Annotated in this window: 14 protein-coding genes, 5 tRNA genes and 1 pseudogene; 15 read left to right on the top strand and 5 right to left on the bottom strand. The window is 71.1% G+C overall.

All coding sequences use genetic code 11. The features are described from left to right. The 4 genes and pseudogenes from ACTIGN_RS27400 to ACTIGN_RS27385 all read left to right on the top strand — a co-directional run. Positions 1–800, top strand: a pseudogene (locus ACTIGN_RS27400) (chromosome segregation protein SMC); the annotation flags it as partial. A gap of 12 nt (positions 801–812) precedes the next feature. After that, entirely contained in the window at positions 813–1,301 is a 489-nt protein-coding gene (locus ACTIGN_RS27395) for a GNAT family N-acetyltransferase (RefSeq protein ID WP_439629874.1), read from the top strand. 96 nt (positions 1,302–1,397) lie between these two features. Then, positions 1,398–1,682 (top strand): hypothetical protein, encoded by a 285-nt coding sequence (locus ACTIGN_RS27390; protein ID WP_439629872.1) that lies wholly within the window; start codon positions 1,398–1,400, stop codon positions 1,680–1,682. Positions 1,683–1,706: 24 nt separating this feature from the next. After that, on the top strand, positions 1,707–2,525 hold the full coding sequence (locus tag ACTIGN_RS27385) for a hypothetical protein (protein ID WP_439629870.1): 819 nt from the start codon (positions 1,707–1,709) through the stop codon (positions 2,523–2,525). A gap of 49 nt (positions 2,526–2,574) precedes the next feature. On the opposite strand, the gene ACTIGN_RS27380 is transcribed toward ACTIGN_RS27385, so the two are convergent. From ACTIGN_RS27380 to ACTIGN_RS27370, 3 genes are all read right to left on the bottom strand, one after another. Then, entirely contained in the window at positions 2,575–3,303 is a 729-nt protein-coding gene (locus ACTIGN_RS27380) for a hypothetical protein (protein WP_439629868.1), read from the bottom strand. Then, a complete protein-coding gene (locus tag ACTIGN_RS27375; RefSeq protein WP_439629866.1) occupies positions 3,282–3,695 on the bottom strand; it encodes a DNA-binding protein in 414 nt (137 codons plus the stop codon). Before ACTIGN_RS27375 ends, ACTIGN_RS27380 begins: the two co-directional genes overlap by 22 nt. Positions 3,696–3,773: 78 nt before the next feature. Further along, complete coding sequence (locus ACTIGN_RS27370) at positions 3,774–4,259, bottom strand: YbhB/YbcL family Raf kinase inhibitor-like protein (protein WP_439629864.1); 486 nt, start codon at positions 4,257–4,259, stop codon at positions 3,774–3,776. A 369-nt stretch (positions 4,260–4,628) separates the two neighbouring features. Between ACTIGN_RS27370 and ACTIGN_RS27365 the strand changes: the two genes are divergently transcribed. The 3 genes from ACTIGN_RS27365 (at position 4,629) to ACTIGN_RS27355 (ending at position 6,893) form a co-directional block, all read left to right on the top strand. Continuing rightward, positions 4,629–5,135, top strand: coding sequence for a response regulator (locus ACTIGN_RS27365; RefSeq protein ID WP_439629862.1), 507 nt, complete (start codon positions 4,629–4,631; stop codon positions 5,133–5,135). A gap of 309 nt (positions 5,136–5,444) precedes the next feature. After that, the gene (locus ACTIGN_RS27360) at positions 5,445–6,044 is read left to right on the top strand and encodes a response regulator transcription factor (protein ID WP_439629860.1); all 600 of its coding nucleotides are present in this window, start codon (positions 5,445–5,447) and stop codon (positions 6,042–6,044) included. A 75-nt stretch (positions 6,045–6,119) separates the two neighbouring features. After that, positions 6,120–6,893 carry a TraR/DksA family transcriptional regulator gene (locus ACTIGN_RS27355; RefSeq protein ID WP_439629858.1) on the top strand — a complete coding sequence of 258 codons (774 nt, stop codon included), beginning with the start codon at positions 6,120–6,122 and terminating at the stop codon, positions 6,891–6,893. 143 nt (positions 6,894–7,036) lie between these two features. Here the strand turns inward: ACTIGN_RS27355 and ACTIGN_RS27350 are convergent, their stop codons facing one another. Further along, on the bottom strand, positions 7,037–8,908 hold the full coding sequence (locus ACTIGN_RS27350; RefSeq protein ID WP_439629856.1) for a serine/threonine-protein kinase: 1,872 nt from the start codon (positions 8,906–8,908) through the stop codon (positions 7,037–7,039). Between the two features lie 155 nt (positions 8,909–9,063). Next, positions 9,064–9,282, bottom strand: coding sequence for a hypothetical protein (locus tag ACTIGN_RS27345; protein WP_439629854.1), 219 nt, complete (start codon positions 9,280–9,282; stop codon positions 9,064–9,066). Positions 9,283–9,477: 195 nt separating this feature from the next. On the opposite strand from ACTIGN_RS27345, the gene ACTIGN_RS27340 reads away from it, so the two are divergent. The 8 genes from ACTIGN_RS27340 to nusG all read left to right on the top strand — a co-directional run bounded on the left by ACTIGN_RS27340 (position 9,478) and on the right by nusG (position 14,381). Then, positions 9,478–9,549: transfer RNA gene (locus ACTIGN_RS27340), tRNA-Thr, on the top strand. Between the two features lie 158 nt (positions 9,550–9,707). Further along, a tRNA-Tyr gene (locus ACTIGN_RS27335) sits at positions 9,708–9,790 on the top strand. Between the two features lie 103 nt (positions 9,791–9,893). Continuing rightward, positions 9,894–9,965 (top strand) — tRNA-Gly (locus tag ACTIGN_RS27330). Between the two features lie 71 nt (positions 9,966–10,036). Next, positions 10,037–10,109, top strand: a tRNA-Thr gene (locus ACTIGN_RS27325). Positions 10,110–10,255: 146 nt separating this feature from the next. Continuing rightward, positions 10,256–11,584: an elongation factor Tu gene (gene tuf / locus ACTIGN_RS27320; protein ID WP_439629852.1), complete on the top strand. Its 1,329-nt coding sequence runs from the start codon at positions 10,256–10,258 to the stop codon at positions 11,582–11,584. Positions 11,585–11,721: 137 nt separating this feature from the next. Continuing rightward, a tRNA-Trp gene (locus ACTIGN_RS27315) sits at positions 11,722–11,794 on the top strand. A gap of 288 nt (positions 11,795–12,082) precedes the next feature. Next, positions 12,083–13,051 carry a preprotein translocase subunit SecE gene (secE, locus tag ACTIGN_RS27310; protein WP_439629850.1) on the top strand — a complete coding sequence of 323 codons (969 nt, stop codon included), beginning with the start codon at positions 12,083–12,085 and terminating at the stop codon, positions 13,049–13,051. 133 nt (positions 13,052–13,184) lie between these two features. Next, a complete protein-coding gene (nusG, locus tag ACTIGN_RS27305) occupies positions 13,185–14,381 on the top strand; it encodes a transcription termination/antitermination protein NusG (RefSeq protein ID WP_439629848.1) in 1,197 nt (398 codons plus the stop codon). The last annotated feature ends 115 nt before the right edge of the window (positions 14,382–14,496 follow it).

Below are 14,496 nucleotides of genomic sequence, written 5' to 3'. Positions count from 1 at the left end.
CCGGCGCGCACACGGGGGCCCACCCCGCTGAAGGGGCGGGGGGGGGGCGGGCCCCCCCCGAGCCTGCCCCCGACTCGGACGGGGGGGGCACACCCCCCCCACTCGCCCCGGAGCCGACTCCGGCGGAGGCGGCCGCCGAGGTCGAGGACCTCCGCAAGAAGCTCACGCGGCTCGGGTCGGTCAACATGGAGGCGCTCGACGAACTCGTCCGCGTCGAGACCGAGCACGGCGCGCTGAAGGCGCAGCACGACGACCTCGGGGCCGCCCGCAAGTCGCTCCAGGACGTGATCGACGCGATCAACGGCGACAGCCAGAAGCTGTTCACCGAGACGCTCGCGGCGGTCCGCGGGTACTTCCAGGAACTGTTCCGCAAGGTGTTCGGCGGCGGCCAGGCGGACATCATCCTCGAAGACCCGAGCGACGTGCTGGAGTCCGGCATCGAGATCACGGCACGGCCCCCGGGCAAGGAGCTGCGGTCGCTGTCGCTGCTGTCGGGCGGCGAGAAGACGATGACGGCGATCGCGCTCCTACTGGCGATCTTCCGGAACAAGCCGAGTCCGTTCTGCATCCTCGACGAGGTGGACGCGGCGCTGGACGAGGCGAACACGCAGCGGCTCGCGAGCGTGCTGCGGGAGTTCCTGGACCGGAGCCAGTTCATCGTCATCACGCACAAGAAGCGGACGATGGCCGCGGCCGACCGACTGTGGGGCGTGACGATGCAGGAGAGCGGCATCAGCCGCATCCTGCCGATGCGGTTCGAGGACTGGCCCGACGAGGAGCACCAGGCCGCCGCGGCGTAATAGGGTGAACGAATGCGAACCGCCAACCTCAACTTGGTCTTGCTCAGTCGCGACAACCTCCTCGCGGAGATTGCCGCGATGGAGCCGGAGGTCAGAGCCCAGTTGTCGGCCGACTGGCTGGCCCAGCTCGCGGCCTCGGCCGCGCCCGACCCGTGGGTCCACTGGTTCGCACTCCTCCACCGGGAGAGCGGTGCGGGGGTCGGGCGGTGCGGGTTCAAGGGGCCGCCGGACCCGGCCGGGGCGGTCGAGATCGCCTACGGGATCGACCCGGGGCACCAGGGGAAGGGCTACGCCACCGAGGCGGCCGCGGCCCTGGTCGCCTTTGCATTCGGCGACCCCCGGGTCGCGGTGGTGCGCGCCCACACGCTCCCGGACGGGGACGCCTCGAAGCGGGTGCTGGGCAAGTGCGGGTTCCGCCACGTCGGCGAGGTCGTCGACCCGGACGACGGGCTCGTCTGGCGGTGGGAGAAGGTCCGCGACGGGGCCGCCGCGTCGGCGTGAGGCCCGGGGGCGAGAAACCGGCCAACGCCGGCGGCCGCGGCGCGTTATGCGTTCACCGGCCGGTGGCCGCGGTTCAGTTCGTTTTCGAGGTGCCCCGTGTTCGCACGTTCCCTGCGGCCGCTCGGGTGGCTGACCGCCGGCCTCGCACTCGGGAGCGGTGCCGTCGCGGTCTTCGACCCCACACCCGCCGCACCCGCGGTCCCAGCGGTCCCACCGGTCCCGACCGCGGTGGTCGCACCGCGGGGCGACAACCCGCCGGTCGCGCCGGGGCTGGTGAAGTGGCACGCCTCCTTCGCCGACGCACAGGCCGCGGCGCGCGTGTCGGGCCGCCCGGTGCTGCTGTTCCACATGATGGGCCAACTCGACAAGCAGTTCTGCTGAACCAACGCACGCCTCGCGAGGACCGTGTTGTTCTCATCGAGCGAGGTGGCCGGCGACATCAACGCCGCGTTCGAACCGGTCTGGGAGAGTGTCCGGCCCGCGCCGCTCGTGACCCTCGACTTCGGCAACGGCCGCGTCGTCCGGCGGACGCTCCAGGGCAACGTCGCGACCTACGTGTGCGGCCCCGACGGCACCGTGTACGACATCCTCCCCGGGATCTACACCCCCGCCGCGTACCGCCGCGAACTGGCCGCGTGCCAGGCGCTGGCCGGCGCGCTCACTGGGCCGACCGCCGCGGACGACCTGCGCACCTACCACACACGACAGGTCGCGCGGCTGGACGGGGAGATGCGTACTCCACGGGCGGCGGCAGCGGCACCGGCGATGAAGGCCGTGGCCCTGACCGGCGGCGGCATCAAGGGCGGGTTCGGCGGCGGCTTCCAGGCCGGTGGCGGGTTCGGCGGCATCGGCGGCATCGCCGGTGCGGGGTTCAGTGGCGGTGCGGGGATCGGTGGCGGGGCAGGGTTCGGCGGAATCGAGGGACCGACGGAGCGCCTCATCATGGGCCTGCCGGCGGTGCCGGCCGCGGTCCCGGCGGGGCCGCTCGCCGCGCGCCCGGACCTGGCCTTCGACACCGAGGTGAACGAACTCATCCGTCGCCGGGCGGTTCACGCGCGGCTCGCCCAGGCCGGGACCGTCCGCCCGGACGACGTCAAGAAGTGGCTGTTCAAGGACGTCCTCCACGCCGACCTCGACGACCCGCTCCTCGGCCTCGGGCCGGTGCTGAACGCCAACTACCCGTTCGCGGACGAGGACCGGGTCGCGGGCGAGGGAAACCGGTGACCCGGGGCAGCCGACCCGGGGCACGGGCCGCGGTGCCGGGGCACAGGGTTCAGGCCGGGGTTTGCTCCGCGGCCCGCGGCGCGGCCGGCGCGTTCTCGACCCGAACGCCCTTTGCCACGGTGTCCACGCCCCGCAACCGGCCGCCGCGGATCGTCCAGCGCTCCACGTCCCCGAGTGTCGCGTCGGCCCGGTGCGACACGTTGGTCAGCACCCCCAGGTGCGCGTTGATTCCGTCCCGGGTCTGCATCTGCGGCCAGTCAAATCCCTCGACCTCGATCGTTTTGAAGAAGCCTTTGTCAACGGTCACTTTAGCCAGGCGCGCGACCCACACCTTTCGGGCTCGGTCGTGGGTTGCTGCGGTTAGGTTCACCGTGCCGGATTGCCCGATGATTCGTTCCGCGCGGTAGACGTACGCGGCGTCAACGAAGGCGTCGCCGACCATCGCTCCGTGCAGAAAGGTGCCGCCGACGAACGGTGCGCCGTCCGTGCCCGCAAAGATCCGCAGTTCAGTGACGAGGTGGTCGTCCGATTCAACCACTGAGACGCGGTGAAGCGCCAGGTCGATGCCGTCGGTCCGGAGCAGTTCCTGAACCGCCTCGTACGCCTTCCGCGGCCCCCGCTCCCTCACCCAGGACGAGGCGAGGACGAGCCGCCAGTCGCGCTCCTCGGGGATGTACTTCCACAGCGCGGCCGTCAGCGGAACGCCGGCGCGGTCCAGCGCCTCGATGAGCCGGCGGCCCGCCCCGATGTCCCGGTCTACCAGTGGCGTCTGATCCATCGCAGTACCCCGTGCGAACCATCGGTAACCGCCCGGTACAGGTCGCGGGCCTTTTGCTCGGAGTGCTCCGCATAGCGGGCCGCTTCCGACCAGTCCTTGACAATCACCCAGTTGGCGCTGAAGGCGGCGTCCGCGGCGACCTCCGCAACCCGGGCCGGCTCGAGGCCCGCGAGCTTGACGAGGTTGGTCAGGTTGTGCGTGTAACTCCCCTTCACCCGCTCCAGGTCCGGGAACTCGGACCGCTTCGTCGCCTTCGCGATGCACGCCTTGAGGGCGCACTCCACCGCGTACCCGCAAAGGTAGTACGCCCCGTCAAAGCACTCGGCCTTGAGCAGCACCCGAGCCTCTTTCAAGCGGAGCCGCGACAGCCGGCGAAGGTCGTTGCGGTTCATGGGCGACGGGGTACTCGGTGGCAGCAGCGCTGTGAGCTATTCTACCAGACTTCCTCGGGCCACGGGATCACCCGCGGCTCACTCGCCGGTGCGGGCCTTTTGGTACTTCCCGACCAGTTCCGCCTTCGCCAGGACGTGCCCGGCCATCGCCGCTTCGAGGGCGGCCTTCGTCGGGTGGCTCAGGTCCGGCAGCGCCGCGTCGAGCGCGTACAGCTTGAAGAAGTAACGGTGCCGGCCGACCGGCGGGCACGGGCCGCCGTACCCGGTCCGCTTCCAGTCGTTCGTTCCCTCGAGCGCGCCGTCCGGCAGCGCGTCGCGGTCGACCGCCTCGGGGAGCCGCTTCAGGTCCGCCGGGAGGTTGTACAGCACCCAGTGGACCCACGTGCGCTTCGGGGCCGCCGGGTCCGGCGCGTCCGGGTCGTCCACGATCAGGGCGAGGCTCTTCGTCCCGGCCGGAACGCCGGTCCACGCGAGCGCCGGGGACACGTCGCCGCCCTCGCACGTGTAGTCGCTGGGGATGTCGTGGTCGGCCGCGAACGCCGGCGAGGTCAGGGTGAATGACACGAGAAGCCTCCGAGAAGAGGGGAGAGGTGCGGGCGGTCGCCCACGCCCAGCGTACCCGCGGACCGGCGGCCGGTGCCACGAAAGAATTGCGGCGCGCGAGTTGCTTATAGCCCCGCAAACCGCGCGGTTTCCATAAGTTTGTGAGGATTCCGAAGCGCCCGAATGGGCGAAAACTCTGCAACGGTCGGCCCCCGTTCCGGTATCATGTTCCGTCGGCGCCGCCCGTCGCGAACCGCTCCCGTCGCCCCCCGGCCATCCAGGAATCCGGACACGTATTCGCGAAGCTCCCGGCAGACGCGCCTGCGGGATGACCCGAACCTAAGTTCACGAATTCGACACGCAACAGTGACACAACAAGGCCTCTCCTCAATGCCAAGCTCCCACCACCCGTGGCCGCCGCTCTCCGTCCTTGTGGTCGATGACTCGGCGGACACCGCCCACAGCCTCGCCGACCTGCTGCGGCTCTACGGGCACGCGGTCCGGGTCGAACTCGACGGCGAGGGGGCCCTGCGGAGCGTCGAGCGGGACGTGCCGGACGTCGTGTTCCTCGACATCCGCATGCCGGGGCTCGACGGGTTCCAGGTGGCCGAGTCGCTCCGCGCCCGGTGCGGGGGCGGCAAGCAGCCGCTCGTCATCGCGGTCACCGGCGCGGGGTCCGAGACGGACCGGCTCCGCTCGGCCGGCGCGGGGTTCGACCTGCACCTCGTCAAGCCGGTCGACCCCGGCATCCTCGTCGGCATGATGGAGCGGTTCCGCCGGCTCCTCGCGCCGTCGATCCCCGCCGCGGACGTGGACGCGCACGGCGACCGCGACGGGGCCGAGTGGGGGGCGGCGAAGTCGTCCCAGTTCGGGTGCTGGCTCGCCCGCTCCGAGTAGTCGCGGCACCGGACTTGCAAGTCTGTCGTCACCGAGAGCCAACCAGGGAGCTTCCCGACGTTGGCTCTCTCCACGTCTGGCGGCAACTCGCGGTCGAGTTGCGTTGAACTCCAGGGCCAGGCGCTCGACGGCAACGGCAACGGGACTCCGCATGCTCCTTGCGCGGCCCGAGCGGCAGCTCCCGCCGCTCGATCGGAACTTCGGTTCCCGCACCCCACCGGTCCGGCCCCCAGCGGGGCCGATGAACGACCGGCCCCGCCCCCGCCCGTTCGCCCCCCGTGCGCCGTGGCCCCCGACCGGGGGGGCACCGTGAGCACCATTCTCGTGCTGCTCGCCAACGGGCGGCCCGCGCCCTGCGACGGGGCGGACGGCACCGCCGCGGCTGCGGACGGGGACGGCCCCGGGCACGTCGTTGTGGTACTCGATGCGTCCGCCCCCGGCGACGGCGGCCCGGAGGCGGTCGCCCGCCTGGCCCCCGACCGGTCCGACCGCAGGGTCGTCGTCCTCACCGAATCCGATAACGCGGTGGTCCTGCGCCAGTTCCTCGACGCCGGCGCGGCCGGGTGCGTGCCCAGGCGGGCCGCGGCGGCCGACCTGGTTCACGCGATCCGCGCGGCCGCCGGGGGCCGAACGTACCCCGGCCCGGTCGGGGCCACGCCGGCCGGCGGCGCGGCCGCCCCCGCGGGCGAGCCGGCCGCGCCGCCCCCGGACCTGAGCGAGCGGGAATCGGAGGTCGTGCGGCTCATCGCGCTGGGGCACAGCAACAAGGACATCGCGGTCCAGCTCAAGCTCTCGGTGAAAACCGTGGAGACGTACAAGACCCGGTCCATGGAGAAGCTGGACATGCGGAGCCGCGTGGACATCGTGCGGTACGCCGCCCGCCGCGGGTGGTTCGCCGGCGTCGGGTGACGACCCGTGGGCCGCGGCACGCAGGGTGCAGGTCTCCGGGTGGGCGCGGAGCACCCGCCCCGACCGGAGACCACGATGACCACCTCTCAGAGCAAGAAATACCGGGACCAGTTGCAGGCCCTGGCGCGGCGGCTCGGCGCGACCGTCGCCAGCCTCGAGGAGCAGGTCCGCACCCCCACCGGCGGCGAGGCCGCGGGGGGCATCTCCAACGCCCCCCTGCACCTCGGGGACGTCGGCAGCGAGGCGTACAACCAGGAACTCGGGGCCACCCTCCTGGAGAACGAGGCGTTCCTCCGCGACGAGGTCGCCGCGGCGCTGGAGCGGCTCGACGCCGGGGCGTACGGGACGTGCCAGCACTGCACGAAGGCCATCGGGGCCGAGCGGCTCGAAGCGCTCCCCTACGTGCGCCACTGCGTGAAGTGCGCCAGCCGGCTCCAGTCCGGCCTGGCGGTGAACATGAACGACGGCCGCCCCGACGGGTGGCTCGGCCGGCCCGGGCACGAGGGGCCGAACCAGACCGGCGCGCCGGGCCGCGTCGTCGGCCAGGACGTGGGCGGCGGACCCGACGACGTCCACGCGGCGGGCACGCCCGGCGGCGGCACCGCGGTCGGCGGCCTGGCCGGCACGAACATCGGCGGCGGCAGCCCCGAGGGGGCCAACCTCGAGGGGGCCATGGGCAGCGGCAACTACGACACCGAAGAGCCGGACGCCGAGGACGGCGAGGACCAGCCCGAGGCGCAGGCCGGCCCCAGCGGCGGCGCGGTCGGCGGCACCCCGGCCAACAAGCGGGCCCGCGGCGGCTCCCCGGCCCGCCGCGCCTCCACGCCCCGATCCAAGAAGGCCAAGTGATACCAGGTCCGATGGAACCGGAACCGTGGCGGACGGGTCCGAGCCCGAGCGCCGAGCGAGGGTCAACGTGAACCCTCGCTCGGCGCTCGGGCTCCGACCACTACCACTCCAACAGATCCGGTCTGCTCCCGTTCACGTCCCGTTCACCGGCACCGCACCAGGACCCGCAGCCGCTTGGTGCGGTACCGCCCGGCCGACTCGGTGAACGTCCAGTCCGGGTTCCCCTCGGGGTTGTTGCCGATGCCGAGTTCGGCCTTGTCGGGGCCGGCCCGCCACTTGTTCAGCGCGAAGAGCGTCTGCTTCGCCGCGGAGTTGTGGACCTGCATGCTGCCGTGCCCGTCCTGCGGGCCGCTCGGCTGGTCGCCGAAGTCGTACCTCCCGGGGTCGGCACCGGGCACGTTCGCGCCGTTTTCGGGTCCGTAGTTGCCCGGCCAGAACTCGATGTTTCCGCCGGTGAGCCCGGTGCCGGTCGCGACGCCCGCCACGTTCGAGTAGACGTTCATGCCCGCCACGCGGGTCTGGAACACGGCCCCGCTCGCCGCCGTCGGCACGCCGATCCGGCCCGGGTCGGTGGTGAACGCGGCCATCGAGACGTACAGGTACTGCGCCGCGCCGCCGGCCGCCCGCAACTCGAGGAAGTACGCGACCCGGTCGAACGGGCGGGTGACCCGCGCGCGGCGGTCGGCGTCGTACACGATGTCCCTCCCGAGCCGGGCGAGGTTCAGGTCGTACACGAGCTGGTACTCGGCCGCCTCCGGCACCGTCGCCTCGATGCCGTCGGACTGCGGGGGCGGCTTCGGCCTGGCGGCGGGCGGTGGGGCCGCCTTCTCCGCGTCCGGGACCGGCCGGGCGGGTGACGACGGGAGCGCGGCGTACAGGAGCCCGAGCGCCAGGGCCGCGCCGCCGACCGCCGCGACGAGTGCGACCGGCACCCGCTTCCTCGTGTGGTCCGGCTTCGGCTTCGGTTCCGGGGGGGGCGGGGGCGGGCGGAGCACCGCGTCGAGCGCGGCGGCCACCTCACCCGGGGTCGCGAAGCGGTCCGCGGGGGCCTTCGCGAGCGTCCGCCGCACGAGGGCGGCCAGGCCGGGCGGAACGTCCGGCCGGACCGCGGCGAGGTCGGGCGGCTCCGCCTGCTGGTGCTTCATCAGCTTCGCCGCGAGCGGGCCGACGCCGAACGGGGGCTCCCCCGTGAGGAGGTAGAACAGCGTGCAGCCGAGGCTGTAAATGTCGGCGCGGGTGTCGGCGGCGTGGAAGTCGAGCGCCTGCTCCGGGGCCTGGTAGTCCACGGTGCCCAGGGTCGCCGAGCCGTCGCTGGTCATGAACGTGCTCTGCTGCTCGCCGGCGGCCGCGTGGAGCCGGGCGAGGCCCAGGTCGAGCAGCTTCACGGTCGCCCCGTCGGGGCCGCTCACCAGGAAGTTCGAGGGCTTGACGTCGCGGTGCACCAGGCCGTGCTCGTGGGCGTGCTGGAGCCCGAGCGCCGCCTGGCGGGCGTACTCGCACGCGCGGTCCACCGGGAGGGGGCCGGACCGCTTCACGAGCCGCTCGAGGTCGGTCCCCTCGGCGTACTCCATTGCCAGGAAGTGCGTCTCGCCCACCCGGCCGGCGTCGAGGGTGGCGATGAGGTTCGGGTGCGGGGGCAGCCCGCGGGACACGCAGATCTCGCGGTGGAACCGGCCCACGGTCTCGGGGTCGGCGACCAGTTCGGCGCGGAGGACCTTCAGGGCCGCGAACCGCGCGTGCTCGGCGTCCCACGCCTTGAACACCTGCCCGGTGCCGCCCTCGCCGAGCCGCCCGATGAGGACGTAGCCCCCGAGGACCAGGTCGCCCGCGCGGCCCCGGGCCACACGGTCGGCCTGGAACGGGGTCAGCACCCCCAGGCGGATGAGTTCCTCGCCGAGCGCCACGACGTCCGGGAACCGCTCCCGCAGCGCGGGGAGCTGGTCCCTCCAGTCCGGCGGGAGCAGCGGCAGGTGGCGCAGGGTGCCGACGAACTCGTCGAGGGTCGCGAGGGGCATGGTCCGGTCCGGCTGCGTCGGGGAGGAACGCGGTCCGCTCACCCCCAGTGTCCCCCGCCGCCCCGCCCCCGCCAAGGGCAATCCCGCGTACGGGCGTGGGAGCGCCGCGCCGCCGGCACGAGGTCAACCGGGACCGGGCGATTCTGGAGTCGGCGTCACAGGCCGAAGCCGGGGCGGAAGGACTTGGGCCACCGGGTCCAGTGGACGTTCCGCCCGACCGTCAGGTCCTCGACGTACATGATGTACGCATCGGCCGGGAGGCTCCCGGGAAGATCCTCGAGCTCGCCCTCGATGTCAACGGTCGTCACGTCGGCCTGGCCGTGGGGCTGGCCGGACGGCTTCAAACTGTAGCGGACCCGGTACGTCTGCGGCACGGTAGAACCTCGTGTAGGTGTACGCATTATAGCATGGCGGGAACGGGGGAGGCGACCGGGGGCGAACCCGGCCCCGGCCCCCGGTGTCCTGATCCGCGAGTCCCGGTGACCCGAACCGTGCGGTTGTGCCGAAAATTCGGCTTGAACGGGGACCGCCCCCGCCCTAACTTAAGAACCTTGCTCGGTCGCGGTCCCGCTCGTGTAGCTCAGGGGTAGAGCAGCGGTTTTGTAAACCGCAGGTCGTGGGTTCAAATCCCTCCGCGAGCTTTCCGAACGCCGGCTCGGGTGGTACAACACACGGTGCCCCGGGACACCAACGGGGCGGGGCGACGCACGAGCAACGGGCCGCGAACAGGAGGCGACGCGCGACGGGACGATGGCACGACGGGACGGAGCCACGCACAAGCTGGACGAGATGAAACCGCGGGTAGATGGCAGAGTGGTCAATTGCACCAGACTGTAAATCTGGCCTCTTCGGAGTTCGGGGGTTCGAATCCCTCTCTACCCACTCTTGAAATGCGGAATGCGGAGTGCGGAACGCGGACCTGAAGGCAACGGCACTGTGGCTTTCAATCCGCGTCCCGAATTCCGCGATCCGCGTTCCAAGCCGTGCGGGTGTAGCTCAGCGGTAGAGCTCTTGCCTTCCAAGCAAGATGTCGTGGGTTCAAATCCCATCGCCCGCTCTGGCCACGGCCGGTCGCCCTTCGTATCACTGCTCTTCCCGGGGTCGGAACCCGGCGCGGTGCCGCACAACGCTGCTGTAGCTCAGTTGGTAGAGCACCTCCTTGGTAAGGAGGAGGTCATGGGTTCGAATCCCATCAGCAGCTCTCGACCGATTCAGGACCCCAGGCAACGACGGACGGTGAGAGGGCGGCGGTGAGTGGTGAACGCGGTCTGCCCCCGCCCCGCGGCGGCCGGCCCGCAGGCCCACCCTTCACCAACCCCTTTAACATTTCAACAGGAGCGAGGAGCGATGGCTAAGGGCACTTTCGAGCGGACCAAGCCGCACGTCAACGTCGGGACGATCGGGCACATCGACCACGGCAAGACGACCACGACCGCGGCGATCATGGCCCGCAACGCGCACCTGAACAAGCTCAAGGAATTCAAGACGTACGCCGAGATCGCGAAGGGCGGCATCGTCCGCGACGCGAACAAGACCGTCACCATCGCCGTGTCGCACGTCGAGTACGAGTCGAGCGACCGGACCTACGCCGGCGCCGCCGCCCTGCCGTACAAGGACCTGCTCGACTACCCCGGCCTCGACGCCATCGACTACTCCGCGCCGATCAAGGGCCGGCACTACGCCCACATCGACTGCCCCGGCCACGCCGACTACATCAAGAACATGATCACCGGCGCGGCCCAGATGGACGCCGCGATCCTCGTGGTCGCCGCCGACGACGGCCCCATGCCCCAGACCCGCGAGCACATCCTGCTCGCCAAGCAGGTCGGCGTGCCCCGCATCGTCGTGTACATGAACAAGTGCGACAAGGCCGACCCGGAACTCATCCCGCTCGTCGTGATGGAGCTCCGCGACCTCCTCAACAAGTACGACTTCAAGGGCGACGACATCCCCATCGTGTTCGGCCGCTCGAAGGAGGCCCTCGAGAACCCGACCACCGAGAACGACGGGTCGAAGTCGATCGACGCCCTCATGTTCGCCCTCGACACCTACATCCCGCTGCCGGTCCGCGAAGAGGACAAGCCGCTGCTGATGTCGGTCGAGGACGTGTTCTCGATCAAGGGCCGCGGCACCGTGGCCACCGGGCGCATCGAGCGCGGCACCGCGAAGGTCGGCGACGAAGTCGAGATCATCGGGCTCCGCAAGGACAACGTGAAGTCCACGATCACCGGCCTCGAAATGTTCCAGAAGACCCTGGACAAGGCCATCGCCGGCGACAACGTCGGGGCCCTGCTCCGCGGCATCGAGCGCGACGGGATCGAGCGCGGCCAGGTCATCGCCAAGCCCGGCAGCATCACCCCGCACACCAAGTTCGAGGCCAGCATCTACGTGCTGTCCAAGGACGAGGGCGGCCGCCACACCCCGTTCTTCTCGGGCTACAAGCCGCAGTTCTACTTCCGCACCACGGACGTGACCGGCTCGATCACCCTGCCGGCCGGCGTCGAAATGTGCATGCCCGGCGACAACGTGAAGATCACGGTCGAGTTGATGGACGGGATGCCCGTCGCAATGGACGACGGCCTGCGGTTCGCCATCCGCGAGGGCGGCCGGACCGTCGGCTCGGGCGTCGTCACCAAGATCCTCGACGAGCCCGCCGCCACCGCCGGCAAGAAGTGAGTTGGGTGGGGATCGGGGATCGGAGATTGGACCGAGGGGAAGTCAAATTCAGATCGCGGCGGCGATGCGGGTCACGGTCCGCGTCCCGTTGCGTGTGGCTCCCAACAACCAACGTCCGACCCCCGATTGCCGACCACAGGAGCGTAGCTCAATTGGTAGAGCAGTGGTTTCCAAAACCACCGGTCGGGGGTTCGAATCCCTCCGCTCCTGCTGACCCGGGGTTTGGGGCGCGGGCCGCCGCCCGACCCGCTCCCGGACTGTGACCCCAGATACGCTGAGACACGGCCGGACCGCCGGCCCACGGACCTCGAAGCCCACGGATCCGCATCCGTGGGCTTCGCACCAGACGGACCTCGGGTCCAAAATTCGAAGCACGAAATCCGAAATTCGAACAACAGCCGGGCGGTTCGGAGCTTTCTTTCGTGCTTCGTACTTCGAATTTCGAATTTCGGGCGACGCCCCACGACGCGGGCACGACGCTGTCAGGAAGGACGGAGCATGGCCACCGCCGTTGAACCCGGTTCCCAACCCCAAACGCCGACCCCGTCCCTGGGGCTCCCGGTCGCCAGCCTGATCGGCGCGGCCTACGTGGCGGCCGCGATCGCGGTCGCGTTCTACGTGGTCCCGGCCGTGTGGGCCGAGACGGTCGCGCCGGCCCTCGCCGGGGTCGGGTTCGTCGAGGTGCTGGCCCGCGTGGTCGTGCAGCTCGCCGCCGTCGGGGCGATGCTGTGGTTCGGCCGGCTCCTGCTCGGGGCCGCCCCGATCAAGGGCGTCCGCGGCGGCACCTTCCTCGTGCTGGTGACCGCGGCGGCGATCTTCTTCATCTGGCGGGCCGTCGCCACGACGTTCGAGACCGGGATCGGCCTGACCGTCGGCACGGTGGTCGCACTGTTCCTCGTCGTCCTGGCCGGCAAGGTGCTCACGGGCGAGACCGGCACCGGGTGGATGGTCGCCCTCGAAGAGCAGGGGTGGTTCAGCACCGCCGGCTACAAGAAGTCGCTCGGCTCCCGCGCCCGCCGGCTCACGATCCTCGGGTTCCTGATCCTGGGCGGCACCGGCATCTACTCGCTGGCGTCCCAGAGCGTGCTGCCCAACGACTGGGCCGTGGCGCTGCCGTTCGAGAACCCGAGCGCCGTCACCCTGATCCCCGACGCCCAGTACGCGGTCCCGGTGATCCTCCTGGTCCTGACCCTGTGGTTCGCGTGGCGGGCGGTCAACGTCCCCACGTTCGCCGAGTTCCTCATCGCCACCGAGGCGGAGATGAACAAGGTGTCGTGGTCCACCCGCAAGCGGCTCGCCCAGGACACCGTCGTCGTGCTGACGACCACGCTGCTCATGGCCCTGTTCCTGCTGGTCGTCGACCTGTTCTGGGGCTGGCTGCTCAGCCGCGAGATCGTCGGCGTGCTGCCGGGCAAGAGCGGCACCGAGAAGGACAAGAGCGGCAAGGTCGAACGCGCCCGCTGGTGAGTGCCGCGGCGCGCCCGCCCACGGGCCGGCCGCCCGCCGCCGATCCAAGTCACCGGGGGGCTCGCGCCCCCCGCTCGCCCTTACACCGGGCCGGTTTCGCCCGCGAGGCGGCACGTCAGTGCCGAAACCTGCCATGACCACCGACGACACACCGACGACCGGCACCATCGAGACGCCCGACGCGGCCCCCGGGGCGCACGCCCCCGCGGCCGAGACGCCGGCGCCCGAACCGGACGCGCCGGCGCCCGCGAGCGACGACCCGGCGGAGCCGACCGAGACGCCGGCCCCGCCGGCCGACCACGCGGCCACGCACGCCGCCGAGATGCTCCCCGGGGACACGCCGACCGAAACGCCCGCGGAGTCCGCGCCCGACGCCGCCGTGCAACCGGCCCCGACGCCCGCCCCGCACCCGGAGCCCGAGCCGCACGCGGAAGCTGCGACCACGCTCAAGAAGTCCCGCAAGCCGAGGGCCGCCCCCGCCCCGACCGCCGGGGCCGACGCCGCGGCGATCCTGCTCGGCTCGTCGCCCGCCGTTGAAGCCGACGAAGCCGAAGCCGAAGCCGAAGCCGTTGAAGCGGACGCTGACGAAGCGGCCGACGGCGACGAAGCGGACGAGTCCGGGGCCGTCGAGACGCCCGAGGGCGACGCCGGGGCCGACGCGGCGCCGGCCGGCGAGCCCGTGCCCGAGAACAAGAAGCGGTGGTTTGCGGTCAAGATCCAGAGCGGCCGCGAGGAGTCGATCAAGGCCGCGATCGAGCGGAAGGTGAAGATCGAAGGGCTCGAAGAGTTCTTCGGCCAGATCATGATTCCGGTCGAAGAGATCATCGTCAAGAAGAAGGTGAAGGTCAAGAACAAGAAGACCGGCGAGACGACGACCCAGGAAAAGAACGTCACCAAGTACAACAAGAAGTTCCCGGGCTACCTGTTCGCCGAGGTCGAGTTCAACAACGACATCCTGTACGTGTTCCGCGAGACCTCCGGGGTCGGCGACTTCGTCGGGGTGAACACGAAGAAGACCGCCGGCGCGATCGAGCGGTCGGCCCCCGCGCCGATGACCGAGGCCGAGGTGCAGTCGATGCTCACCGGCGCGCCGGACCCGAACAAGAAGCGGGGCGGCAAGGGCGGCGGCAAGGTCGTGGTCAAGCTCGACGTGGAGAAGGGCGACAAGGTCCGCATCCGCGGCGGCGCGTTCGTCGGCTCCGAGGGCGAGGTCAAGGCGATCAGCGAGCCCAAGGACCCGACCGAGTCGCCCAAGGTCACCGTCGTCGTCACCTTCTGGGGCCGCCCGGTGGACGTCGAGGTCGACTACTGGGAAGTGGACAAGATCTAGTGGGGCGGGACGTTGGTGGTGGGGCGGGGGGGTGTAGGGGGGAGACGGGCGCCCCCGTAGCCCAAAGCCCACCACCCCCCCCCCCCCGAAACACAAAAAAAAAACACCCCCCCCC

This window comes from Gemmata sp. (assembly GCF_051859125.1).
GTDB lineage: Bacteria > Planctomycetota > Planctomycetia > Gemmatales > Gemmataceae > Gemmata.
The sequence above is the reverse complement of the archived record's forward strand: the minus strand, read 5'-3'. Positions and strand labels throughout refer to the sequence as shown.

Coding starts and splice junctions, on each gene's coding strand:
- ACTIGN_RS27395 (WP_439629874.1), top strand. CDS start 813: ATGCGAACCGCCAACCTCAACTTGGTCTTGCTCAGTCGCGACAACCTC.
- ACTIGN_RS27380 (WP_439629868.1), bottom strand. CDS start 3,303: ATGGATCAGACGCCACTGGTAGACCGGGACATCGGGGCGGGCCGCCGG.
- ACTIGN_RS27375 (WP_439629866.1), bottom strand. CDS start 3,695: ATGAACCGCAACGACCTTCGCCGGCTGTCGCGGCTCCGCTTGAAAGAG.
- ACTIGN_RS27365 (WP_439629862.1), top strand. CDS start 4,629: ATGCCAAGCTCCCACCACCCGTGGCCGCCGCTCTCCGTCCTTGTGGTC.
- ACTIGN_RS27355 (WP_439629858.1), top strand. CDS start 6,120: ATGACCACCTCTCAGAGCAAGAAATACCGGGACCAGTTGCAGGCCCTG.
- ACTIGN_RS27350 (WP_439629856.1), bottom strand. CDS start 8,908: ATGCCCCTCGCGACCCTCGACGAGTTCGTCGGCACCCTGCGCCACCTG.
- tuf (WP_439629852.1), top strand. CDS start 10,256: ATGGCTAAGGGCACTTTCGAGCGGACCAAGCCGCACGTCAACGTCGGG.
- secE (WP_439629850.1), top strand. CDS start 12,083: ATGGCCACCGCCGTTGAACCCGGTTCCCAACCCCAAACGCCGACCCCG.
- nusG (WP_439629848.1), top strand. CDS start 13,185: ATGACCACCGACGACACACCGACGACCGGCACCATCGAGACGCCCGAC.